This is a genomic window from Streptomyces sp. NPDC028991 (assembly GCF_055564775.1).
This window is the reverse complement of record NZ_JBVHVP010000037.1, coordinates 6,218-28,068: the sequence shown is the minus strand read 5'-3', so window position 1 is coordinate 28,068 and position 21,851 is coordinate 6,218. Positions and strand designations below refer to the sequence as shown.

The 21,851-nt window shown below is 73.3% G+C and carries 23 protein-coding genes; 2 read left to right on the top strand and 21 right to left on the bottom strand.

Features of this window, described 5'->3' with window-relative positions; genetic code table 11:
• Window positions 1–82 precede the first annotated feature (82 nt).
• Window positions 83–964 carry a YegS/Rv2252/BmrU family lipid kinase gene (locus ACZ4V1_RS34365; protein WP_468344577.1) on the top strand — a complete coding sequence of 294 codons (882 nt, stop codon included), beginning with the start codon at window positions 83–85 and terminating at the stop codon, window positions 962–964.
• 72 nt (window positions 965–1,036) lie between these two features.
• On the opposite strand, the gene ACZ4V1_RS34360 is transcribed toward ACZ4V1_RS34365, so the two are convergent.
• The 21 genes from ACZ4V1_RS34360 to ACZ4V1_RS34260 form a co-directional block, all read right to left on the bottom strand.
• Entirely contained in the window at window positions 1,037–3,316 is a 2,280-nt protein-coding gene (locus ACZ4V1_RS34360; RefSeq protein ID WP_468344574.1) for a catalase, read from the bottom strand.
• Between the two features lie 135 nt (window positions 3,317–3,451).
• Window positions 3,452–3,679, bottom strand: coding sequence for a hypothetical protein (locus ACZ4V1_RS34355; protein ID WP_468344571.1), 228 nt, complete (start codon window positions 3,677–3,679; stop codon window positions 3,452–3,454).
• Window positions 3,680–3,995: 316 nt separating this feature from the next.
• Window positions 3,996–5,894, bottom strand: a complete 1,899-nt coding sequence (locus tag ACZ4V1_RS34350; RefSeq protein ID WP_468344568.1) for a DUF2264 domain-containing protein — start codon at window positions 5,892–5,894, stop codon at window positions 3,996–3,998.
• Window positions 5,891–6,922, bottom strand: a complete 1,032-nt coding sequence (locus tag ACZ4V1_RS34345; protein WP_468344565.1) for a hydroxyacid dehydrogenase — start codon at window positions 6,920–6,922, stop codon at window positions 5,891–5,893. Before ACZ4V1_RS34345 ends, ACZ4V1_RS34350 begins: the two co-directional genes overlap by 4 nt.
• Window positions 6,919–7,782: a carbohydrate ABC transporter permease gene (locus ACZ4V1_RS34340; protein ID WP_468344562.1), complete on the bottom strand. Its 864-nt coding sequence runs from the start codon at window positions 7,780–7,782 to the stop codon at window positions 6,919–6,921. Before ACZ4V1_RS34340 ends, ACZ4V1_RS34345 begins: the two co-directional genes overlap by 4 nt.
• On the bottom strand, window positions 7,779–8,765 hold the full coding sequence (locus tag ACZ4V1_RS34335) for a carbohydrate ABC transporter permease (protein WP_468344558.1): 987 nt from the start codon (window positions 8,763–8,765) through the stop codon (window positions 7,779–7,781). Before ACZ4V1_RS34335 ends, ACZ4V1_RS34340 begins: the two co-directional genes overlap by 4 nt.
• 26 nt (window positions 8,766–8,791) lie before the next feature.
• Complete coding sequence (locus ACZ4V1_RS34330; protein ID WP_468344555.1) at window positions 8,792–10,123, bottom strand: ABC transporter substrate-binding protein; 1,332 nt, start codon at window positions 10,121–10,123, stop codon at window positions 8,792–8,794.
• Between the two features lie 126 nt (window positions 10,124–10,249).
• The gene (locus tag ACZ4V1_RS34325) at window positions 10,250–11,365 is read right to left on the bottom strand and encodes a substrate-binding domain-containing protein (protein ID WP_468344553.1); all 1,116 of its coding nucleotides are present in this window, start codon (window positions 11,363–11,365) and stop codon (window positions 10,250–10,252) included.
• A 97-nt stretch (window positions 11,366–11,462) separates the two neighbouring features.
• Entirely contained in the window at window positions 11,463–11,756 is a 294-nt protein-coding gene (locus ACZ4V1_RS34320) for a gas vesicle protein K (RefSeq protein WP_375919498.1), read from the bottom strand.
• Window positions 11,753–12,001, bottom strand: coding sequence for a gas vesicle protein (locus ACZ4V1_RS34315; RefSeq protein ID WP_468344550.1), 249 nt, complete (start codon window positions 11,999–12,001; stop codon window positions 11,753–11,755). Before ACZ4V1_RS34315 ends, ACZ4V1_RS34320 begins: the two co-directional genes overlap by 4 nt.
• Window positions 11,998–13,026, bottom strand: a complete 1,029-nt coding sequence (locus ACZ4V1_RS34310) for a GvpL/GvpF family gas vesicle protein (protein WP_468344547.1) — start codon at window positions 13,024–13,026, stop codon at window positions 11,998–12,000. The genes ACZ4V1_RS34315 and ACZ4V1_RS34310 overlap by 4 nt, the downstream gene beginning before the upstream one ends.
• The gene (locus ACZ4V1_RS34305) at window positions 13,023–13,367 is read right to left on the bottom strand and encodes a gas vesicle protein (protein ID WP_468344544.1); all 345 of its coding nucleotides are present in this window, start codon (window positions 13,365–13,367) and stop codon (window positions 13,023–13,025) included. The genes ACZ4V1_RS34310 and ACZ4V1_RS34305 overlap by 4 nt, the downstream gene beginning before the upstream one ends.
• Before the next feature lie 18 nt (window positions 13,368–13,385).
• On the bottom strand, window positions 13,386–14,288 hold the full coding sequence (locus ACZ4V1_RS34300) for an SRPBCC family protein (protein ID WP_468344541.1): 903 nt from the start codon (window positions 14,286–14,288) through the stop codon (window positions 13,386–13,388).
• Window positions 14,285–14,872, bottom strand: a complete 588-nt coding sequence (locus ACZ4V1_RS34295; protein WP_468344538.1) for a hypothetical protein — start codon at window positions 14,870–14,872, stop codon at window positions 14,285–14,287. The genes ACZ4V1_RS34300 and ACZ4V1_RS34295 overlap by 4 nt, the downstream gene beginning before the upstream one ends.
• Window positions 14,869–15,147 (bottom strand): gas vesicle protein GvpG, encoded by a 279-nt coding sequence (locus ACZ4V1_RS34290; RefSeq protein ID WP_468344535.1) that lies wholly within the window; start codon window positions 15,145–15,147, stop codon window positions 14,869–14,871. Before ACZ4V1_RS34290 ends, ACZ4V1_RS34295 begins: the two co-directional genes overlap by 4 nt.
• A 4-nt stretch (window positions 15,148–15,151) precedes the next feature.
• Complete coding sequence (locus ACZ4V1_RS34285) at window positions 15,152–15,982, bottom strand: GvpL/GvpF family gas vesicle protein (protein WP_468344532.1); 831 nt, start codon at window positions 15,980–15,982, stop codon at window positions 15,152–15,154.
• Window positions 15,979–16,491 (bottom strand): gas vesicle structural protein GvpA, encoded by a 513-nt coding sequence (locus ACZ4V1_RS34280; protein WP_468344529.1) that lies wholly within the window; start codon window positions 16,489–16,491, stop codon window positions 15,979–15,981. Before ACZ4V1_RS34280 ends, ACZ4V1_RS34285 begins: the two co-directional genes overlap by 4 nt.
• Window positions 16,492–16,527: 36 nt before the next feature.
• Complete coding sequence (locus ACZ4V1_RS34275) at window positions 16,528–16,845, bottom strand: gas vesicle protein GvpO (protein ID WP_468344526.1); 318 nt, start codon at window positions 16,843–16,845, stop codon at window positions 16,528–16,530.
• Window positions 16,846–16,940: 95 nt separating this feature from the next.
• On the bottom strand, window positions 16,941–17,597 hold the full coding sequence (locus ACZ4V1_RS34270) for a class I SAM-dependent methyltransferase (RefSeq protein WP_468344523.1): 657 nt from the start codon (window positions 17,595–17,597) through the stop codon (window positions 16,941–16,943).
• 263 nt (window positions 17,598–17,860) lie between these two features.
• Window positions 17,861–18,661, bottom strand: coding sequence for an SDR family NAD(P)-dependent oxidoreductase (locus ACZ4V1_RS34265; protein ID WP_468344520.1), 801 nt, complete (start codon window positions 18,659–18,661; stop codon window positions 17,861–17,863).
• A gap of 11 nt (window positions 18,662–18,672) precedes the next feature.
• Entirely contained in the window at window positions 18,673–19,122 is a 450-nt protein-coding gene (locus ACZ4V1_RS34260; RefSeq protein WP_468344518.1) for a hypothetical protein, read from the bottom strand.
• Window positions 19,123–19,549: 427 nt separating this feature from the next.
• Here ACZ4V1_RS34260 and ACZ4V1_RS34255 point away from each other — a divergent pair, with 427 nt between their 5' ends.
• Window positions 19,550–21,718: a DUF1996 domain-containing protein gene (locus ACZ4V1_RS34255; protein WP_468344515.1), complete on the top strand. Its 2,169-nt coding sequence runs from the start codon at window positions 19,550–19,552 to the stop codon at window positions 21,716–21,718.
• Window positions 21,719–21,851 lie beyond the last annotated feature (133 nt).

Here is a 21,851-nt window from a genome sequence, read left to right as displayed (position 1 = left end):
CGGCGCTGCACCCCGCGGCGCTGCACCCCGCGGCCCCGTGAGACAACAGCCCGGCACCACCCGTCAGCCCGGAGGCACATCGATGCGACAGTTCACCGCCGTCGTCAACCCCACCGCGGGCGGCGCCACCTCGGCCGCCGCGCTGCTGGGGGTGGCCCGGCTGCTGCGCGAGGCGGGGGCCGGACTGGAGACCGAGTACAGCCGCAGCCTCGCGCACGCCCGGGAGATCGCCCGGCAGGCCGGGCAGCGCGGCCGGGTGGTGCTCGCCGTGGGCGGCGACGGCATGGCCGGCGGGATCGGCGGCGCCCTCAGCGGCACCGGGGCCCTGCTCGGCCTCGTCCCGGCCGGCCGCGGCAACGACTTCGCCCGCGCGCTGGAGCTGCCCACCGACCCCGCCGCCCTCGCCGAGGTGCTGCTGCGGGGCGAACCCCGCCCCGTCGACACCATCGAGGTCACCTCCGCGGTCCACGACCGCACCGTCGTGCTCGGCAGCGTCTACGCCGGTGTCGACGCGCTCGCCAACCACCACGCCAACAACGCGCGCCTGCTGCGCGGCACCGCCTCCTACTACGCCGGCGCGCTGCGCGCGATCACCACCTGGCGCGCGACGCGCTACCGCGTCACCGTCGACGGCGAGGAGCACGCCTTCACCGGCTACACCGCCGTGGCCGCCAACTCCGGCTACTACGGCTCCAACCGCCGCATCGCCCCCGCCGCCCGGGTGGACGACGGCCTGCTGGAGGTCGTGATGATCCACGACGCGCCCCGCCGGCTGTTCTTCGCCCTCATGAACGAGCTCGCCTCGGGCGCCCATGTCCGCAGACCCCAGGTGCGGATCCTGCGCGGCCGGGAGGTCCGCATCGAGGCCGACCGGGCCATACCCTACGGCGCCGACGGCGAGGTCGAGGCCGTCGTCCCCGTCACGGCGAGAGTGCTGCCCGGGGCGCTGCGCGTCCTGTGCTGAACACGCCGCCGGGCCGGCCGCCGACATCGGCGGCCGGCCCGGCGGGCGCGCGGCTCAGCCCCGGCGCGCGGCTCAGCCCCGGGGCGTGGTGAAGCGTTCCCACACCCGGTGGGCGCCCATCAGCTCCGTGACCTGCTCCAGTGCCGCGGTGCCGGACACCGCGACGACCACGCCGGGAGCGTCGGCGGGCACGCCCGACGCGTCGAGCGCGGCCTCGCCGCCCGCCCAGACACCGATCGCCTTGCCGTGCCGGTACGCCTCGGACACCAGCAGGCTCACCCGCGGGTCGATCGTCCCGGGCCGCGCGGGCGGCGGAGTGGCCTTGTAGTCCCGCGGGGTGTAGGCGTCGCCTCCCATGTCGGGCGTCCCCGCCACCAGGACGGCGTCGAACTCCACGGACCGCGCGGTGACGTAACTGCGCTGTACGGTCAGCGCCGCGTCGCCCGAGCCGATGGTGCCGCCGGTCGGCGCCACGACCAGGGGGACCATCCCGGCGTTCAGCACCGCCTCCCGCACGGCCGTCACGCCCTCCAGGTCCGCCCCGCCGGTGACGATGCCGACGACCCGGCCGTCCAGGGGCCAGGTCCGGCCGATCTGGGACAGCGCCGGGCTCCGCTCGACGTCGGCCAGGGGGACCGTCGGTTTCGGCGCGGGCAGGCCGAGGCCCTCGGCGACGCCCGCGCACAGCTCCGGGTCGATGTTGGCCAGGACCTGGAGTGTCCGTTCCCTGATGGCCTGCTCGTAGCACTTGCCCAGCTCGAAGGTGTAGGCGCCGATGATGTGCTCGCGCTCCACCGGACTCATGCTCAGCCAGAACCGCCGCGGCTGGCTGAAGTGGTCCGCGAACGACTCCGGAGCGTCCCGCACCTTGGTCGCCTCCGGTACCCGGACCGGCGCCTCCACGTACGCCCCGTCGGCGGCCCCGGCCATGAACGGGCATCCGCCGTCCAGGGAGTTGGGCCGGTAGGGCGCGACGCCCCGGTGCACGGCGCTCTGGTGCATGCCGTCGCGCAGCATGTCGTTGACCGGCGCCTGGGGGCGGTTGATCGGCAACTGCGGGAAGTTGGGACCGCCCAGACGCGTGATCTGCGTGTCCAGGTACGAGAACAGCCGCCCCGCGAGCAGCGGGTCGTCGGTGATGTCGATGCCCGGGACGAGGTGGCCTACGTGGAAGGCGATCTGCTCGGTCTCGGCGAAGAAGTTCGACGGGTTGCGGTTCAGGGTCAGCAGCCCCACCGGCTGCACCGGCGCGAGCTCCTCCGGGACGATGTTCGTCGGGTCCAGCAGGTCGATGCCCTCGAAGGTCTGCTCCGGGTTGTCGGGGAAGGTCTGGATGCCCAGCTCCCACTGCGGGTACGCGCCCGCCTCGATCGCGTCGGCGAGGTCCCGGCGGTGGAAGTCCGGGTCGATGCCGTTGATCATCTGTGCCTCGTCCCACACCAGGGAGTGCACGCCCAGCTTGGGCTTCCAGTGGAACTTCACCAGCGTGGTTTTGCCCTCGGCGTTCACCAGCCGGAAGGTGTGGACGCCGAAGCCCTCCATCATCCGGTAGGAGCGCGGGATGCCGCGGTCGCCCATGAAGAAGATGGTGTGGTGGGTCGCCTCGGTGTGCAGCGAGACGAAGTCCCAGAAGGTGTCGTGCGCGCTCTGCGCCTGCGGGATCTCCCGGTCCGGGTGCGGCTTCGCGGCATGCACGACGTCCGGGAACTTGATGGCGTCCTGGATGAAGAAGACCGGGATGTTGTTGCCGACCAGGTCGAAGACGCCCTCACTGGTGTAGAACTTCGTCGCGAAACCGCGGGTGTCCCGCACCGTGTCCGACGACCCACGTGAGCCGACCACCGTGGAGAACCGCGTGAACACCGGTGTCTCCACGTCCGCGGCGAGGAAGCCCGCCTTCGTCACCGAGGCCGCGGTGCCGTAGCTCTGGAAGACCCCGTGCGCGCCCGCGCCCCGGGCGTGCACCACGCGCTCCGGGATGCGCTCGTGGTCGAAGTGCATGACCTTCTCGCGCAGATGATGGTCCTGCAGCAGGACCGGCCCGCGCGGCCCCGCCTTCAGCGAGTGGTCGGTGTCGTGCATCCGCGTGCCCTGAGCGTTGGTCAGGTAGCTGCCGGACTGCGCCACTCGGGCCTGGTCGGCGCCCGTGGGCTGACCGGTCGGCGACACGGTGGCCGGGCCGCTCTGGTCCGGCTTCGGGGGCAGCGGCTCCCGGGGCTCGGTGGGCTCCGCGACGGGGGGCGACTCGGGACCGGGCTTGCCGGGGATCCCCTCCGCCGGTCCGCCACCGTCGCCCTGCAGGCTCTCGGTGACCTTGTGGGCTACCCGCTTGAGGGGGTTGGCCTCGCTCATCAGCCTTCTCTCCGTTCTGGGCGGGCCGCTGCACGCGGCCGGTCGTGTTCGGTTACCGACTGCCGTGGTGGGCCGTGACCGCGTACCCAGCGTCCGGAACTCGAGGCATGGGCGCGGAGAACGGAGCCGGCCGGCTCAGGTGATGGTCTCCCCGTCGTGGGTGCCGCCCTGGCAGCGCGCCGTGAAGGAGCCGGTCCCCTCCCCGCCCGCCGAGATGATGATCACTCCGCCGCCCCGGATGCACTCGGTCGCCGTCACGTCGACCGGAAGGCGCGTGGCACGGGGTTCGGCGGCGGCCGCCGGGGCGGCGCACAGTACCGACAAAGTCAGGGCCGCGGCCACGGCCCACGAAGACTCGCGCATGGGGAACTCCTTCTCGCCGGTGCCGTACCAGCGTCGCCGGGCCCGGGGCGGCGCGCCACCGGAGACGCGCGCACGGGGGAGGGCCCCGACCGTGAGTACCGGTCGGGGCCCGCGGAGTGCGTGACTCGAGGCGGGAGGCCCTTGGGCCTGTCTGACAAATCCCGCCTGCCCCGCGGCGTCTGGCACGCACGCTCGCCGCGTTGCCGAAACGCCCACGTGGCTCCGCCACGAGGGCGCTCCGGCGCCTTGCGATCGCACGCACCAGACGCCGCGGGGCCCGCCCTCCGGGCGGACGACGGGATTTTTCAGACAGGCCCTAGCCCACCTCGTGCGTCACCTCCACCGGTTCGAACGAGACCCTGGTACGCCCACCGCCGTGCGCCCACACCACGTCGACGCCGGTGTCACCGGCCACGACCTCCGTGACCGCCTCCGCGAGGGGGCCGGGCCCCGGCTCACCGGAGAGCGTGGCGAGGCAGACGTGCAGGGAGGTGCCGCCCGCGTCGCCGGACAGCCGGGGCAACTCGGCCCACGGCGTGTAGGCGGTGCCCTGCGGGGCGCGGACGGTCTCCGGCTCTGGACGCCAGCCGTGCAGGCCGTGCAGCGCCGAGACCAGGGTGTCCTCCGGGCCGGTGGCCCACCCGGTGTGGCTGAGGCGGGCCTCGGCCGGTGCCCCGACCACCCGGTGCACCCGCAGTTCGTAGGGCCCCCGCGCCACCGTCACGCTCTCCACCCGCAGCCCCGGCACCATCGGCGGCCCGCCGGCGAAGACGGGCCGGTGCCAGGAGGCCGCCCAGCCCCAGCCGTCCCCGTGCCCCGCACCGAGCGGGTGGACGCGCCGCCGCACGCTGCGCCGTCCGTTCACCTCCACCGACAGGTGGTTGTCGGCGGTGTTCCCGGGCGCCGTGGGGCCGGTCCGGGTGGAGTAGGCCTGCCGCCCGTAGTGCGGGTCTTCCTCGGCGGCCGACTCGCCCTCGTGCGGCCGGACATGGTCGCTGCCGTGGTTGTGCAGCCGTACGACCCCGTCGCCGCGCGTCGCCTGCACCAGCAGTCCGGGCGCGGGCAGGGCCAGCACCCGGTCGGCCTCCTCCACCGGGGCCGCCTCCTCCGTGGCCGTCCACAGCGGGTGACCGGCGGGGGCGAGGAGGGACACGAACGCCTTCGACGCCCAGTAGGGGGAGGCCGGGCCGGAGTAGGACTGGAGGGTGGCCCCGTGGGGGCCGTGCCAGCCGAGGCTCAGCAGCCCGTCGTCGGTCAGCGCACCGCGCTCCAGGAAGTAGCGCAGACTGCCGCTCGCCAGCCGCCGCGACGAGCCCGGCGTCAACGGCGTGTGCCCGGTGACCGCGCCCAGGCCCACGGCGGCGGACGCGGCGAACCGGTACGACAGCGAACGGCCGAAGTGCATCGGCGCCCCGTCCGCCCCGAACATCAGCGCGAAGCCGTCGAGGTGCGCGCGCAGCCGGTCGCCGTACCGGGCGGCGGCCGGCCCGGTGTCGCCGGAGAGGTGGGCGTCCAGCACCGGGTACAGGTGCAGCGCCCAGCCGTTGTAGTGGTCGAAGGCGCGTCCGTCGCCGTCCGCGTACCAGCCCTCCCCCCGGTACCAGCCCTCCATCAGCTCCAGCGCCCGCTGCCGGACCGCGGCCGTCCCGGCGTCGCCGCGGCCGACCGATTCCAGGAACCCGGCGACCGTGTACGGGAACAGGTACCAGTTGTTCGGCGCCGGCACGTGCCGCAGCGCGCCGCGCAGCCACTCCTCCACCCGGTCCTGCACCCCGGCGTCGAGGTGCTTCCAGAGCCAGGGCGCGGTCAGCCGCAGCCCGAGCGCCACCGACGCCGACTCGACCATGGGCTGGCCCTGCACGTCGTGGTCGAGGATCAGCGGCCAGGACTCGGTGTCGTCCCGGCCGGGGGTGCGGGTGCCCGAGGCCAGGCCGCGCGCGTACCGCTCCAGCCAGCCGTGCGGGTCCTCGCCGTCCGCGCCCGCGACGCGGAAGGCCGCAGCGAGGAACGTCCGGGCGAAACCCTCCAGCCCGTCGGAGCGCACGCCCGAGCGCGAGGGGCGCCCCGGCAGGTCGAGCAGGGCGCAGCCCGGGGTGCTCCAGCGCCACGCGGCCCACAGGAGCCCGTCCGCGACGGCCTCCCAGTGCGCCCGGGTGCAGCCGGTGTACGGGCTCAGCGCACGGTCCTCGGTGGGCAGTTCGAACGGGATGCTCATGCCAGGAACGCCAGCCTTTCGCGTCGTACGGGATGGAGGAAACCGGCCCCCGACGCCCAGCGGGTCGTCTCGCCGAGCGCGAGGTCGGCCAGTCGGCGCCACTCGTTGCCCTCGGAGCCGGCGAGGTGCGGGGTGATCAGCGCGTTCCCGCACTCCCACAGCGGATGGTCCGGCGGCAGCACCTCGGGGTCGGTGACGTCCAGCACCGCCCGGATCCGGCCCGTCAGCAGCGCGTCGGTGAGCGCCTCCTGGTCGACGACCGCACCGCGGGAGGTGTTGATCAGCACGGCGTCGGCCCGCATCGCGTCGATCAGTGAACGGCCGACCAGGCCACGGGTGGTGGGCAGCAGCGGGGTGTGCACGCTGACGGTGTCGCAACGCGTGAACAGCTCCGGCAACTCGACCCGCTCGACGCCGAGTTCGGCGGCGTCCGCGTCACTGACGTACGGGTCGTGCAGCAGGACGTCGATGTCGTGCGGACGCAGCAGCTCGATGACCCGGCGGCCGATCAGCGAGGCCGACAGGACACCCACCGTACGCCGGTAGTTGCCGACACCGCGCGGAGTGCGCAGCCAGTTGCCGCGCGTCCGTGACACCCGGAAGTCGCGGGCCCGCTCCAGCACCCGCTTGCCGGTGAGCAGGATCATGCCGAGCGTGTACTCAGCCACCGGCAGGGCGTTGGCCGCGGCGGCCGAGGAGACCTCGATCCCCCGCTCCCAGCACGCGTCGGTGACGTGACCGCGGACGCTGCCCGCCGTGTGCACCACGGCCCGCAGCCGGGGCGCCGCCCGCAGCACGTCGGCGTCCAGCCGGGGACAGCCCCAGCCGGTGATCAGCAGGTCCACGTCCGCCAGCACGGATCTGGCGCGCGGCGTGGCGAGGTCGTCCAGCACCGGGAGCGGCGCCAGCTCGCAGACCCGGCGGAACGCGCGGAGCGACTGGGGGTCGAGGACGGCCGAGGCGGCGTCCGGGGACATGGCCACGGCGGCACGGGGCCGGAATCCGGGCCCGGGGGCGTGCGGGGTCACTTGACGGCTCCGGCGGTCAGCCCGCTCCGCCAGAAACGCTGGAGCAGGACGAAGGCGAGGATGAGCGGCACCACGGCGAGCAGTGAACCCATGATCACCACGGGGTAGTACTCCGGCGAGACGGACGCCGAACTGTTCCACTGGTACAGGCCGAGACTGACCGGATACAGGTCCTGGTCGGACAGCATCACCATGGGCAGGAAGAAGTTGTTCCAGATGGCGGTCAGCTGGAAGAGGAAGACGGTGATCAGGCCGGGGCCGAGCATCCTGAGCGCCACCCGGGCGTACGTGGTCAGCTCGCCCGCCCCGTCCACGCGCGCCGCCTCCAGCACCTCGTCGGGCACGTAGCCCCGCGCGAAGATGCGGCCGAGGTAGACGCCGAACGGATTGAACAGCACCGGGATGAACACGGCCCAGAAGGTGTTGACCAGGCCCACCTCGGAGGCCATGAGGTACAGCGGCAGCGCGAGGACCGTCTGCGGCACCATGACCGCCGCCAGCACCAGGCCGAACAGCTTCTCCTTGTGCCGGAAGCGGTACTTGTCGAAGGCGTACCCGGCCGCGACGCTCACCAGGGCGCCGACGGCGGCGCCCAGCACCGCGTACAGCAGGCTGTTGACGTACCAGCGGCCGTACAGTCCGCCGTCCATGGCGAACAGGTCCTTGAGGTTCTGCACGAAGGAGAAGTCGCTCAGGGACAGCAGGTCGCTGCTGAACAGGGCGTCCCGGTCCTTCGAGGCGGCGAGCACCAGCCACAGGACGGGCAGCAGTGTGTAGAGGACGGAGATCGCGACGACCACGTTGACCGTCGCCCGGCCCAGCAGCCTCGGACGGAGCGGGGAGCTGTCGGTGGCGCTCATCGGGCCTCCTCGGTGTCGGCGCGGCCGGTGAAGCGGGTGACGCCGTAGGACAGGGCGATGGTGCACACCAGCAGGACCACCGAGGCGGCCGCCGCGAGGCTGTAGTTGTTGCGGGTGAAGGCCGCGTCGTAGATGTACATGCTCGGCGAGAAGCGCGAGCTGATCATCGGGGAGGACTGGCTGAGCAGCATCGGCTCCGTGAAGAGCTGGAGCGCCCAGATCAGGGTGAAGATGGCGACCATGACGATCGAGGCCCGCACCAGCGGCGTCTTGACCTGGAGCGCGGTGCGCACCGGCCCGGCGCCGTCGACGACGGACGCCTCGATCACCTCGCGGGGCACGGCCTGCAGGGCGGCGTAGAAGATCACCATGTTGTAGCCGAGGTTGCTCCACAGGGCGATGTTCACGATGGACGGGATCACCGTGTGGATGCCGAGGAAGTCGATCGTGATGTCGCCCTGGGCGAAGAGTTCGATGACCGGGCTGATGCCGGGCGTGTACAGGTACAGCCAGATCAGGGCCGCGATGATGCCGGGCACCGCGTGCGGCAGGAACAGCCCGAGCTGGGCGAAGGCGCGCAGCCGGACCACGCCTGAATCCAGCAGCAGAGCCAGGGCGAGCGCGCCGACGACCATCAGCGGGATGTAGATCAGGCAGTACAGCGCGACCGTGCCGAGCCCGCCGAGGAAGGTCGGGTCGGTGAGCACGGCCGCGTAGGACCGCAGCCCGACGAAGATCCTGCGCTCGGGGCCGAAGCCGAGTCCGGGCTGGTCGTCGCTGAAGAAACTCAGGTAGACGGCCGTGCCGACGGGGATCAGGAAGACGGTGACCAGCAGGGCGAAGAACGGCGTCATCAGGACGCCGGCGGCGGTCAGTTGCCGGCGCTTCGCCGCTCTGCGGGCGCGCAGCCCGGACGCGGAGGGCGCCGGGGCGGTGGCGCGGGAGGTGCCGGTCGGCACCCGTGGCCGGGCGGTCGTGGTCATGGATGTGTCACCTGCCTTTCGTCGGCTCAGGTGCTGTGCTGGGTGGTGGACAGGCCGAGGGCCTTGAGGTCGGGCATGGTGCCCTCCTGCGCGGTGCGCAGCGACTCGACGAGGGAGCCCTGGCCGGCGCCGACGCGGGCGAAGGAGTCCTGCATGACCCTCTGGGTGGCGCTCATCCGCGGGCCCCACAGCCACTGCTCACCGATCTTCTCGGCCTCCTGCTCGAACAGGGTGTAGATGTCCTGCCCGCCGTAGTAGGACCGGTCGAAGGCGTCGCGGCCGACGGAGACCAGGTCGGGGGCGGCCGGGTACTGGCTGCTGGTACCGCTGGAGAGCCGGGCGCGCAGGGCGTCGGGGTGGGACACCTGCCACTCGATGAACTCCATCGCCGCCTCGGGATGGCGGCTGTCCTCGGTGACGGCGAAGGTCGAGCCGCCGTGCGTGCCGGCGGACGGGCTGCCGGTGTCCCACTGCGGCAGCGGCGCGATCCGCCACTGGTTCTTCTGCCCGGGCCGCGCGTTCATCTGCGCGCCGGCGTCCCAGGCGCCGCTGAGCCGGGTGAGGACCAGGCCGTTGCCGATCTGCGCGTCGGACTGCCTGCTCTCGACGGCGTTCACGAAGACGTCGTCCCAGTCGATGAGCCGCTGCCAGTAGTCCGCGACCCGCCGGGAGGGCGCGTCGGCGAGGGAGACGTTCCAGGCGCCGCGCGAGGTGTCGAACCACCGTGCGCCCGCCTGCCAGGCGTACGCGGCGAACTGGGTCATCCCGTCGGTGGGGAACAGCACCAGCCGCCGGTCGGGCGCCTTGCGGCGCACGGTGGCGGCCTGCTCGGCGAACTCGTCCCAGGTGCGGGCGACCCCCAGCCCGTACTGGTCGAACAGGTCGGCGCGGTAGTGCATCACCATGGGCTCGACGTCCAGCGGCACACTGAACACCCGGCCCTCGAAGGTGGTCAGACCGAGCGCCTGCGGCAGCAGCTTGCGGCGCAGCCGGTCGCCGACGAGGTCGGTGATGTCACGTGCCACACCGTCGATGGCGTACCCCGGCACCTGCGGATACTCGATGGTGGCGACGTCGGGCGCGTTGCCCGCCCGGGCGGCGTTGCTGAGCTTGGCGTAGCCGCCCTGCCCACCGGAGGGGATCTGCTGGAACTCCACCCGGACGCTGCGGTGTGTGCGGTTGAAGGCGTCGACCACCTCCTGGCTGCCGCGCAGGGCGGACCAGAAGGTGATGCGCGTGGTGGTGCTCGTGCGGGCCGACGAGGCGCCGTTCCCCCCGCTGCAGGCGCTCACGGCTCCTGCCAGGGGTACGGCGGCCATCGCGGCGAGCACGGACCGACGGCTGGGTCGTCCGGGCATGGCGCCTCCCGCGGCTCCTGCGGGTCCGCGTGGGTGCGGACACGACTGTTCGGGACACGGGAATCCTGGATCCTCCAGCAGAAACGGTCAATAGATCGATCAGAAGAAAATAAAGCGTTCAAACGCTCATTCACTCGGATCGATCATGGGGTCTCCGGTCCCGTCCACCCGTTGAGTCGAGCCCCGCACCATCAGCCGTGGCAGCAGCTCGACGCGCCGCGCGGGACGGCCGCCGCCCTCCCGCAGGCGCTCGAGCAGCAGCTCGGCGGCCACCCGGCCGACCTCCGCCCTCGGCGGGGACACGGCGGTCAGCGGCGGGGTGGCGAGCCCGGCCACCACGTCGTCGTACGCCACGACCGAACAGTCCCGCGGTACCCGCACCGCGTCGCCCGCCAGCCGCTGCACGATCATCAGCGCGTCCACGTCACCGTGCAGCACCACCGCGGTCGCCCCCGTCTTGCGCAGCAGCACCGGCAACTCGGCGGTCTCGTCCGCGGAGTACGGCCCCTCGGGCCCCGACTCCGGCGTACTGAGCGCCCACGCCCACTCCTCCACCAGCGGATGCGCGTCGGCGATCTCGGCCAGCGCGGACCGCAGCGTGCGTGCGGTCGGACTGTCGTCCCGGGTCGCGAACACGATGCGCCGGTGACCGAGTCCCACCAGGTGCTCCACCGCGAGGTGCGCGCCGTACCAGTGGTCCGAGCACACCGAGTCCAGCACGTGCGGCGCGCTGCCGCGGCGCGGGCGTCGTTCCATGAGCACCGTCGGCACCTCCAGTGCCGACAGCCACCCGTGGTCGGCCTCCTCGGCGGCCAGGCTGTTCCAGCGGGGCGCGAGCAGCAGACCGCGCGCACCGTCGGCGAGGGCCCGTTCGACCAGCGGGCGTTCGGCACCGGCCGCCTGGGGGGCGATGTGCAGGGCGAGGCGCACACCGGCCTCCTCCAGCGCCGTACGGGCGCCGTGCAGCGTCTCGGTCAGGTACGAGTGCCGCTCCGGCACCACCACGGCCACCCGGTCCCCGTCGGCGGTGTCCCGCACGGGCACCTCCTGGGCGGGCAGCGTCGAGCGGACGACGCCGTGCCCACGGCGCAGCCTGCCCTCGCGCGTCAGTTCCTCCACGTCGCGGCGCACCGTCACCACGGAGACTTGGAGCTCGTCGGCGAGATCGCGCACCCTCGCGGTACCGCGCGCCTGGACCGCCGCCAGAATCCGCTGGCGCCTGAGATCTACCGGCTCCCGCATCAGGCCTCCCCACCCGAGAATGTTCGTTTGAGCGATTCGCCGTCATCATAGCGATCGTCCGTCCCGGGCGTACGCCGCCTGCCGGGCCCGGCGGCGGCTAGGGTTCCGGGTCCGCGAGGAGGGGCCCCAGCGGACCGAGATCGAGGTTCAGGTCGCCGCGGCTCAGGCCGTGCTGCGCGCACAGGTCGTCCATGCGTTCGTCGAGCAGCATGAGCGCGGTGCCGAGCCGGTCCTCCTGCTCCGTGCTCAGCGTGCCCTCGTCGAAGCGGCGCACGGCCTGGCGTTCCATGAGCTGCCGCAGCAGCTCCACGACGGTGAGGACCAGGGCGGCCAGGTCGTTCGTGACCCGCTCGGGGTCCAGGTCGAGGGCGTGGGCCCGGGGGGCGGTCACAGCGGCCCGCTGTCCGGCCAGGGGGCGGGCACCCGCTCGTTCACCGACGAGAGCAGGGCGTGCAGGGAGATCCGCACCAGCGGCACGTCCGCGATAGCCAGGACCAGGTCCCCGCTGACGACGACTCCCGTCGCCAGCACCCGGTCCAGGAGGTCCACCAGGGGCACCCCCACCGGCGCGTACGGCTCGGGATCGCCCCAGGGCACGGGTGCCGGCCCCGGCGTACGGGTGCCCGGCGCGGTCATGAGCGGACCTCCTGCTTCGTGGGGTGCCGTTCGGTGCGGTCCGGCGCTGTGCGGTCCGGCGCTGTGGGGTCCGGCGGTGTGGGGTCTGGCGCTGTGGGGTCCGGTTCCGTGCGGCTTGATTCCGTGCGGGCCGGCACCGTGTGGTTCGACTCCGTGCGGGCCGGTTCCGTGCGGGCCGGTTCCGTGGCGGCCTGATGGTCGTCCCAGCGGGCGAAGGAGTACGGGATCCACGGGCCCGAAGCGCTGATCTCCACGGCCGGGTGCCGGCCTTCGGCGGCGAGTCGGGCCAGGGCCCGCTGGAAGGCGGCGCCCTCCGCGTCCTCCACCAGATAGGCGGCATTGAGCAGTTGCGGGTCGCGTCGCCCCGTCAGCCGCTCGCTCTGCGGGCGGTGCCGCGTCGCGGCGACGGCGTACCGCCGCAGTTCGGCGTCGACGGCGTCCGCCTCCGCCCGGGCCCTGTCGTGCGCGTCCCGCCGGTCGCGCCGCCGCGCGCTGGCCCGGCTGAGGTAGGCACGCCCCCCGGCCGCGGCTCCGGAACCGGCGGGCGCGCCGGTGCCGGCGGCGGCACCGTTCACGTGTTCGGCACCGTTCACGCGCTCGGTGGCGTGCGCCTTCACCGCCCATTCCGTACGGCCCCGGAGGCGGTCGAGCAGCGCGCCCAGCGCTGCCTCCCGGGAGACGACGGCCTGCTGCGCGCTCCGGTCGCCGCGGTACAGCGTGGCCATCGGCAGCGGCACGACCGGCCCCCGCCCGGCCGCGGCCTCGACGCCCCGGTGATGGGCACGGGCGCAGCGTTCCAGGTCCTCGGGCCGGTTGAGCCGCTCCGCCAGCGCCGCCTCGTCGAACAACGCCGCGGGGACGTCCTGGACGACCAGCCACAGCCCGCCCGCGCGCAGCGCGCGCAGCGGACCGCCCTCCTCGTGACCGGTCGCCGCGGCCAGCGCGGCGGGCGCCGGTGCCGTGCGGGTCACGGCGAACGCGCAGACGATGCCGGCGACCGCCGGTCCGGCCGTGGGCGCGCTCACCGCCCGGCCCCCGTCGGCTCCTCGGCGGCCCCTTCCAGGGCGTCGAGCCGGGCCCGCAACCGCTCGTTCTCCTCGGCGAGCGCGTCCCGCGCCGCCCGGGACGACAACGCCGGGTCGGTCTCCCACCAGTCGATGCCCGCCTTCTTCGCGGTGTCCACCGAGGCGATGAACAACCGCAGCCGGATGGTGAGCAGTTCGATGTCCAGCAGGTCGATCTTGATGTCGCCGGCGATGACGATGCCCTTGTCGAGGACCCGTTCGAGCAGGTCGGCGAGGTTGCCGGTGACGGGCGCGTAGGGCTGCGTGTCCGGGCCGGCGTACCGGTGGTCGACGTCGGTCACCGTGCACTCCCGACGTCGTCAGCGATACGGGCGGGCACGTTCGTCGTCCTCGTACTCGTCCTCGTACTCGTCCTCATGGTCCTCGTCCTCGTCGTCGTACGCGCCTTCCTCGCCCTCGTCCTGGTACTCGTCCTCGTACTCGGCGTCCTCTTCCTCGCCCTCCTCGTCGTCCTGGTACTCGTCCCCGGCGCCCCCGGCGCCTTCGGCGTTCTCCTCCTCAAGCGCCTCCTCGTGGCTCCGGACGACCTCGCCGTCGCGGATCTCGCCGCGCCAGCCCTCCACCTCCTCGTCGCCCATCAGGGTCACGTGCCGCGCGAAGTGCTTCAGGTCCAGCCGCAGCCGGCGACCCTGGGCGCGCCACAGGTTGCCGGTCTTCTCGAAGAAGCCTGACGGGTAGTACTCGACGACCACGACCACCCGGGTCAGCCGGGGCGCCAGTTCGTGGAAGGTGACGGCGCCGCTGGTACTCCCCTTGGCGCCCTCGGAGGTCCAGACGATGCGTTCGTCCGGGACCTGCTCCTGGACGGTCGCCTTCCAACTACGGCTGGACGGACCGACCTTGACGTTCCAGTCGGACGTCATCTCGTCGTCGGTACCGACGCTGCGGACGCCCTTGGTGAAGCCGCTGAAGTCCTGGAGCCGGGTCCACTGGTCGTAGACGGTGCGCAGGGGGACGCCGATGTCGACGGTCTCCATGATGTGCGTCGCCTTGACACTGCCGCCGCCTGCCCCGCCCCGCGCACCGCCACCTCCGGAACCGCGGTCGTCGGCGGACTCGGTGAGGCGTTCGGCCAGCCCGCCGATCCGCTGTCCCGCGCCGCCCACGAGGCTGTGCCCCTTGGCGGCGAGGTACCCGCCGAGCGCGTCCTTGAGGTCGGTGAGGGGGGAGGGGGCGCCGTTGTCCTGCCGGGTGGGGGTCATCGGTGCACACCTCCGCGCCGGTGGGCCGGGTCCACCGTCTTCTTCGCGGGCACGGCCTTCTTGGCGGCTTTCCTGGTCCCCTTCGTGGGGGCCTTCTTCGCGGGAGGCGCCGGCTTGCGGGGAGGAGCCTTCTTGCCCGTCTTCCTGGGCGGCGCAGGCGCGGGCCGCCCGTCCTCCTCCCGGTCCTCGTCGTCGAAGTAGGCGTCCTCGTCCGGTGCGCCGTCGTTCTCGCCGTTCTCGTCGTCCTCGGCGTATTCGTCGCTTTGCCGGCCCGCGCCCGTGAGCGCGTCGGTACGTTCCCGGAGTGTGTCCGCGAGGCCGGTGAGCCCGCGGTTCGCCGCGGCGGTGACGGCCGTGCGTCCGGCGGTCAGCAGCTCACCGCGTACCTGGTCCGTCAGCTCCCGGAGCTGCGGGGTCTGCTGGAGGCCGGCCAGGCCCTGGGACAGCACCTGGCCGGGGGACAGCCCGACGCGCCGGCCCACGAGGTAGGAGCCGACCACGAAGGCGAGCCTGGCCTTCTTCGTGCGACCCAGGAGATACCCGCCCGCCACGGCAGCCGCCATGACCGCCTTGCTGTCGCTCATACGTGCCTTCTTTGCGCTCGATCCGTCGTTGTGGCGTGCCCGGTCGGCCGGTAGGGGCGTTCGAGGAGGGTGAGCAGACGCTCCTCCTCCCGCTCGAAGGCGGCCTCGTCGACGGCGCCCTCGTCCAGGGCCCGGTTGAGTGCGGCCAGACGCGCCTGGACCGCGCGCGGGTCGTGGGCCTGGCGCCGGGCCTCCTGGAGCAGATGGTCGGCGATCCACGCGGTCCCGCGCACCGGGGCCAGGGGCAGCAGCAGGAGACCGCTCACGATGCCCACCGCGTCACCGCCCGGCCGGCGCGGGAGCGGGGTCGACGAAGCTGTAGCACGGCAGTGGCCCGGTCACGCTGAGTGCCAGCCGGTCCCCGCAGTCACGTGCCCGCTCCTCCACCACCCGACGGAACCGGCGCTCGTCGGCGGAGCGCAGCAGGAACGAAGCGCTCAGCACCTGCTCGTCGTCGGTCGTGCCCCGCACCGTGCGTACGGCGAGCGGGGTCAGGTGGTCGAGGACTTCCCGGGCCGCGCGCCGCGCCTCGCGGCGGACACCGCGGGCGATCGCCTCGCCCAGCCGGACGTTGGCCTCGTAGTCGGGACGGCGCCGCGTCCGCAGGGCCAGACTCCGCAGGTTCTCGTCCCGGCGGACCAGATCGGCGAAGTGGCCGGGCACGACCGTTCCCTTGACGTTGAGTTCGACGCACCCCCGGACCTCGTCGAGTTGCCGTGACAAGTGGCCTGCATCGGTACGCAGTTGGGAGAGCAGGACGTCCGGCCGGGGGCTGAGCACCGCGAACCGCATGGGCAGCAGCGGCCCCTGCGCGGCCAGTTCGTCCAGTACGGCCTGATGGGCCAGCAGGTCACGGCGGCGCGGCCGGAGCCGCACGGGCGCGGCCGACACCGCCGCGCACAGGCCGGACCCGGTCAGCAGTCGTACGGGGGCACCGCCGACCCCGGGGGAGCGGGGAGTGCGGACACCGGCGGGGGTGATGCCGTAGACGTACAGAGCCTCCGGGGCGGACGCGGATGCGGTGGTGCTGGTGCGGGTGCTGGTGCTGGTGCTGGCGCCGGTGGTGGTGGTGCCGGCGGTGGTGGTGCCGGTGGTGGTGGGCGCGGTCATTCGTCCTCCGTTTCCGTGCGCCGGCGGGGGCGGCCGCGCGGACGGTCGTCCTCGGCGCGGGGGCGTGCGGCGGGCCGGGGCCTGGGCCGCTGAGGGCTCCGGCCGCGTTCCGCGCGCTCGCGGGCGTGCTCCCGGGGCCGGGCTCCTTCCTCCGCCGCCTCCTCCTCGGGCGTGAGGATGTCCCGCACCTTGTCGGTCAGGGAGCGCGCCGACCGTTTGGCGCCCGCCCTGCCTATGGTCTTGGCGACCGGGCTGCCGAACATCTCGGGAACGGTCTTGGAGCGCACGTCGTGCTCCAGGTCCAGGCGGTTGCAGGCCTCGGCGAATCGCAGATAAGTGTCGACGCTCGCGACCACGATGCGGGCGTCCACCTTGAGGATCTCGATACCGACCAGGGAGACGCGCACGAAGACGTCGATCACCATGCCGCGGTCGAGGATGAGTTCGAGGACGTCGTAGAGGGTTCCGGCGCGGGGCGCGCAGACGACCTCGTCGTCGTAGGTGATCATGCGGTGGTCCTTCCGGGGGCGGGCCTCACTGCCCGGTCACTGGTCCTGGGCACCGCGCCGGTATCGGGCGACCCTGCGGTACCGGAGCAGGCCGCCCGCCGGATCCAGCTCGACCTCGTAGGTGGCGAGCAGGCTGGTGGTGTCGGGGATCCGTGCCACCTCCAGCACGTCCACGTTGACGATCCAGCCGTCGTCCTCGCTCCGGCACACCGCGGAGACCCCCTCCAGGGGGTGCCGGATCAGCTCGGACAGGGCGCCCGCGGCGCGCTGGGCGGCGTCCCGAGCGCCCGGCACGGCACGCTCGCGCGTGCTCGTGGAAGTCGTGCCGCGCCGTCGCTCGCCAGGTTCTGTCATGCCGTCCACTCTGGCCGCGGACCCCGGTCCGCGCGTGCGCAGTTACCCCATCCGGGGCTGGGCGGGCCGTATCGCCCGCCGGTGACGCGAGGGGGTCAGACGCCCGGCGCGGTGGCGGCCCGGAGCCGGCAGTGCAGGAACAGGTGCGGCTCCGGCCGCGCGTCCGGGTGGGCCGGGGCGAACAGCGACGCCTCCTGCGCCAGCACCTCCAGGCCGGCCTCCTCGGCCACGGTGGTGAGGCCCTGGGCGGTGAAACTGGTCACGCGCACCGGCTGCCCCATGAAGGTGGCGTCGACGCCCTCCACGTCGAGCGGCACGGTGGCCAGGACCATGTACCCCTGCGGCTTCAGCGCCCGTACCAGGAGCCGGACCAGGTCCGCCTGCTCCCGCCGATCCAGCTGGAGCAGCGAGAAGTACACGCAGACGGCGTCGAACGAGCCGTCCGGGAGCGGTACGTCGCGGACGTCGGCGCACTGGAAGGTGGCGGCCGGCACCTGCCGCCTCGCCAGCTCCACCATCACGGGGGAGACATCGACGCCCAGCACCTCGTGACCGGCGTCCGCGAGGGTCTCGGCGGTGGGCCGGCCCGTGCCGCTGCCCACGTCCAGCACCCGGCTGCCCGGGGCCAGCCGCCCGAGCAGCCACTCCAGCGAGCGCCGGTGGGTCTTCGAGCCCGCGAACGCCTTCTCGTACTCGGCGCCCAGCGCGTCGAACGCGGCGGCGGCCTGCGGCCGGTGCTGCTCGTCGGTCACGGTGGTTCCCTAAGAATCTGAGGCGGTCCGGGAGGACCGGTGTGGCTGACGGTGGTCTGGGCGGATGCCGTGGGCATCGTTCCACCGGGAGCGAGCCGCGGACAAGAGACTCTCCGGGAGAGGCGACCGGTCTCACCCGCAGTCCTGCCGGCCGTCGCAGTCCTGCCGCTCCTCACCCGCAGTCCTGCCGGCCATCGCAGTCCCACCATTCCTCACCCGCAGTCCTGCCGACCGTCGCAGTCCCGCCATTCCTCCCCGCCGACCTACCGGCCGGCGCCGTCCGGCGCCGTCCCCGGCTCCGTCATCCGGCGGTGCACGGCGGCCTTGACGCGGTCCGGCAGGACCCTGTCGGCCACGCCCTGCGCCTTTGTCTTCGGTGAGCCGGTGACCAGCTTCCCGCGGCCCTTCATGACCGCCTCGAACGCCTGCCGGGCGACCTGCGCCGGGTCGTCCTTGTCCATGGTGCCGACCTTGGTGTCCTCCATGCCGGCCCGTCGGAAGAAGTCGGTCTCCGTCGGGCCGGGCATGAAGGAGGTGACCGTGACACCGGTGTCGGCGACCTCCTCCTGCAGCGCCTGGGCGAAGGACTGCACGAACGACTTCGAGGCGTTGTAGACCGACTGGAAGGAGCCGGGCATCGTCGCGGCCACCGACGACGTGAACATCAGCCGGCCCACCCCGCGCGCCACCATGTCCCGCAGGAGCGGTTTGGCGAGCCGCACGGTGGATGTCACGTTGAGGTCGATGACGGACTGGTCGTCGGCCGGGTCGGTGTCGACGAAGGCGCCGCCCCGCCCCACACCCGCGTTGAGCGCCGCGACGTCCACGGCGAGCCCGGTCAGGGCGGCGACCAGCCGGTCCACGCCCTCGGCGGTACGGAGATCGGCGCGCACGGCCCGCACCTCGGCGCCGGTCTCCCGCAGCCGCTGGGCGGCGTGCTCCAGACGGTCGTCCTCGGCGTTGACCACGAGGTCGTGGCCGTGTTCCCCGAACAGCCTGGCGAGTTCGTACCCGATTCCGCTGGACGCCCCGGTGACCAGGGCGAGCGGCTTGCTGCCGGTCATGGCTCCTCCGTTCATCGCAGTGCCTGGTAGACCGACGCCGTGGTGAACCCGTACACCAGGTGCGGCACGATGTCCGACACCCACGACGCCCGGTCCCACGAGGCGGGGTCGGTCACCCCGAGCACCGTGGCCGGCAGGTCACTGCCCGCCATGGCGGCCGCGCCCAGCAGCGGGCCGGCCACCCAGTCCGGCAGCGCACCACGCCGGCGCAGCAGCAGTCCGTACGCGGCCCCGACCCCGAGTCCGGTGACGTAGCCGAGGAGGGCCCCGGCGGCCTGTTCACGGTTGGCAGCGGCCGTCTCGTCGCCCAGGTGGACGCCTGCCCGGTCGACGAACCGGTCCGCGACCTGGGCCGGTACGTCGCTGGACCCCCGGCCGCTCAAGAGCATGTCGCCGTACGTGGTGAGGTTGAGCGCGACGGTCCCGGCCGCTCCGGCGACGAGACCTTTGGTCACTGACATCGGGGAACTCCCTCGGCGTGGGCGCCGCCGCGCGGGTGCGTACGGCGGGCGGCCCCCGGGTTCCCCGAACCGGGGCGCCTAACAAGAGCCGTCCGTCCGCTCCCGACGCCCTCCGTCCGCACCCCGGTCGACGACGCCGAGGTCCGCGCTCACCGGCGAGAAGCCGCGCCGCCGCCGCGCCCGCACCGTCGCGAAGCCGGCGGCCGCGGCGCGGGCGTGTCTCCGGGCGCCCACCACGGTGCGCCACTGAGCGGCACCCGGACGAACAGCGGGCCGCCGACGGCTCGACCGGCGGCACGGCGCCCGCCGACGGACCTCTCGCGACCCGTCCGGCTGATCGTGCGCCCGTGAGGTGAGGGATTCCTGAGAATCGGTGAGGTGTTTGAACGCTCCGGCCCCCGGCTCCGTATGGGGCCGGGGGCATTTCATGTCCGAGTCCGCCACGACACAGGAGCACGTCTTGGGACACAACAGGCGCAGACGCCCGACCGGGGCGCGCCGCGCGACGTTCGGAGCATTCGCGCTGATACTCGGAGGCGGCGGCTTGGTCGCCGTCAACGTGTTCGCCTCCGCCACCGAAGCAGGCGACACCGCCGTTCCCCTGGGCAGTTCCGGTGTGGCGGCGACCGTCGACTGCCCCGACCTGAGCGAGCGGCTGACGACCGTTCCCGAGCAGGCGAGGCCCGACGTCGACACCGAACTCGCCCGGCTCGACGAGCAGATCGCCACCGCTTACCGGCAACTCCAGGAAGCCGCCCGCACCGCGAACGACGGCAAGCTCGACGAGGGCGCCATCCTTGACCCGCTGAAAGAGGAGCGGGCCGGGACGATCGAGCGCATCGTGGCGGCCATCGACAAGGCCGGCCACCGCCCCACGGGCCTGGACACACTGGCGGAGTGCACGCTGCGCCGCATCGAGGTCGCGACGGCGGACGCGCGCGGCGGCACCCCGGACGAGGAGCGACAGCAGCCGGACGGCGGGGGCCAGGAGTCCGCAGACGGCGGCGACGGCGGGAACGGCCAGGCAGCCGGGGGCGGCGGACAGACCGGTGACGGGCAGCAGCGCGGCAACGGCGGACAGGCGGGCAACGGCCCCGTGGCGGCGGATTACGCCGACATCGAGTCCGTCCAGCCCAACGTCGTCAAGGCGCCCCAGCGGAAGAACGCCTCGCGGGGCTCCTTCGCCACCAGCTGCGGCGTCAACGCCGAGGGTCTGTTCAACTCGGACAACCTGATCGCCGCCCCAGGCGTCGGTAACGGTGCCCACCACTTCCACGACTACGTCGGCAACCAGGCCAACGACGCCTTCGCCAGCGACGAGGACCTGGCCGCTGGCGACACGAGCTGCGCCGACCAGGGTGACAAGTCCTCGTACTACTGGCCGGTGCTCCGCCTCCAGAACGGCACCGTCGAACAGGACGCCGAGTCACCCGGCGGCGGCATCGAGGGCAACGCCGGCGAGATCGTCACGCCGGCCGAGGTCACGCTGACCTTCGAGGGCAACGAGCGCGGCAAGGTCACGGAGATGCCGAGGCTGCTGCGCATCATCACCGGTGACGCGAAGGCGTTCGTCAACGGCAACGCCAACGCCAACGCCTCCTGGAGCTGCACCGGCTTCGAGGACCGGCAGCTGAAGGACAAGTACCCGCTGTGCCCGTCCGGCAGCGACGTGGTGCGCAGCTTCACCTTCCAGAGCTGCTGGGACGGCCGCAACATCGACAGCGCCAACCACCGAACCCACGTGGCCTTCGCCGCCGCCGACGGCAGCTGTCCGGACGGGTTCCGGCCCATTCCGCGACTGGTCCAGCGCGTCGTGTACGACGTGGACGCGCCCAGCCTCGAGGACGGGGGCGAGACCGTGCCGCTGTTCGCCGTGGACTCCTTCCCCGAGCAGTTGCACAAGCCGGTCACGGACCACAGCGACTTCATCAACGTCTTCGACGAGGACCTGATGCGGGAGATGGTCGACTGCATCAACAGCGGCCGCGAGTGCGGCCCGGACACACCCCCGGGATCCGAGCCCGGCCAGGGCGAGGACCCGCAGGAGCAGCCGACCGAGAACCCCGCCGAGAACCCCGCCGAGAACCCCGCCGAGAACCCCACCGAGAACCCCGCCGAGGACCCCGAGAACCCGCAGGAGCAGCCGGGCGAGAAGCCTGACTCCTCCGAGCCCCCGGCCGAGCAGACCGCCACGGCCTCCGCACCCGTCGTCTCCGGCCAGGACGGACGGAACGACGGAAAGGGCGACCGGGGCCAGGAAGGGAACGACGCCGGCCGCGACGACGGGGACAAGCCCGCGCCCCCGGCCCCGGAGCGGACGGACGACGCCTTCCCGAGCGCCGAGCCCAGGGCGGCCACGACACCCGCCGACGACACACCGGACGACGCGAGGGGCGCAGAGGCCGCACCCGAGGCGACACAGGGTGCGGGCGGCGGTGGTGACGACGCCGCAGCCGGGTCGGCCGAGCCGCAGACGACGCAGGGCGGACTCGCGGAGACCGGCTCCGGCCTCGGCCTGTGGCCCGCGGCCGTCGGAGGCGTCCTCTTCGCCGGCGGCTGCGCGCTGCTGATCCGCTCCAGGCGGCGTTCGCCGTGACACCGGCATGACGTCGTCGTGGGGGGGGGGGGGGGGGGGGGGGGGGGGGGGGGGGGGCGGGGGGAGGGGGAGGGGAGAGGGGGGGGGGGGGGGGGGGGGGGGGGGGGGGGGGAGGGGGGGGGGGGGGGGGGCG

Coding starts and splice junctions, on each gene's coding strand:
- ACZ4V1_RS34365 (WP_468344577.1), top strand. CDS start 83: ATGCGACAGTTCACCGCCGTCGTCAACCCCACCGCGGGCGGCGCCACC.
- ACZ4V1_RS34360 (WP_468344574.1), bottom strand. CDS start 3,316: ATGAGCGAGGCCAACCCCCTCAAGCGGGTAGCCCACAAGGTCACCGAG.
- ACZ4V1_RS34355 (WP_468344571.1), bottom strand. CDS start 3,679: ATGCGCGAGTCTTCGTGGGCCGTGGCCGCGGCCCTGACTTTGTCGGTA.
- ACZ4V1_RS34350 (WP_468344568.1), bottom strand. CDS start 5,894: ATGAGCATCCCGTTCGAACTGCCCACCGAGGACCGTGCGCTGAGCCCG.
- ACZ4V1_RS34340 (WP_468344562.1), bottom strand. CDS start 7,782: ATGAGCGCCACCGACAGCTCCCCGCTCCGTCCGAGGCTGCTGGGCCGG.
- ACZ4V1_RS34335 (WP_468344558.1), bottom strand. CDS start 8,765: ATGACCACGACCGCCCGGCCACGGGTGCCGACCGGCACCTCCCGCGCC.
- ACZ4V1_RS34330 (WP_468344555.1), bottom strand. CDS start 10,123: ATGCCCGGACGACCCAGCCGTCGGTCCGTGCTCGCCGCGATGGCCGCC.
- ACZ4V1_RS34325 (WP_468344553.1), bottom strand. CDS start 11,365: ATGCGGGAGCCGGTAGATCTCAGGCGCCAGCGGATTCTGGCGGCGGTC.
- ACZ4V1_RS34315 (WP_468344550.1), bottom strand. CDS start 12,001: ATGACCGCGCCGGGCACCCGTACGCCGGGGCCGGCACCCGTGCCCTGG.
- ACZ4V1_RS34300 (WP_468344541.1), bottom strand. CDS start 14,288: ATGACCCCCACCCGGCAGGACAACGGCGCCCCCTCCCCCCTCACCGAC.
- ACZ4V1_RS34295 (WP_468344538.1), bottom strand. CDS start 14,872: ATGAGCGACAGCAAGGCGGTCATGGCGGCTGCCGTGGCGGGCGGGTAT.
- ACZ4V1_RS34285 (WP_468344532.1), bottom strand. CDS start 15,982: ATGACCGCGCCCACCACCACCGGCACCACCACCGCCGGCACCACCACC.
- ACZ4V1_RS34280 (WP_468344529.1), bottom strand. CDS start 16,491: ATGATCACCTACGACGACGAGGTCGTCTGCGCGCCCCGCGCCGGAACC.
- ACZ4V1_RS34275 (WP_468344526.1), bottom strand. CDS start 16,845: ATGACAGAACCTGGCGAGCGACGGCGCGGCACGACTTCCACGAGCACG.
- ACZ4V1_RS34265 (WP_468344520.1), bottom strand. CDS start 18,661: ATGACCGGCAGCAAGCCGCTCGCCCTGGTCACCGGGGCGTCCAGCGGA.
- ACZ4V1_RS34260 (WP_468344518.1), bottom strand. CDS start 19,122: ATGTCAGTGACCAAAGGTCTCGTCGCCGGAGCGGCCGGGACCGTCGCG.
- ACZ4V1_RS34255 (WP_468344515.1), top strand. CDS start 19,550: ATGTCCGAGTCCGCCACGACACAGGAGCACGTCTTGGGACACAACAGG.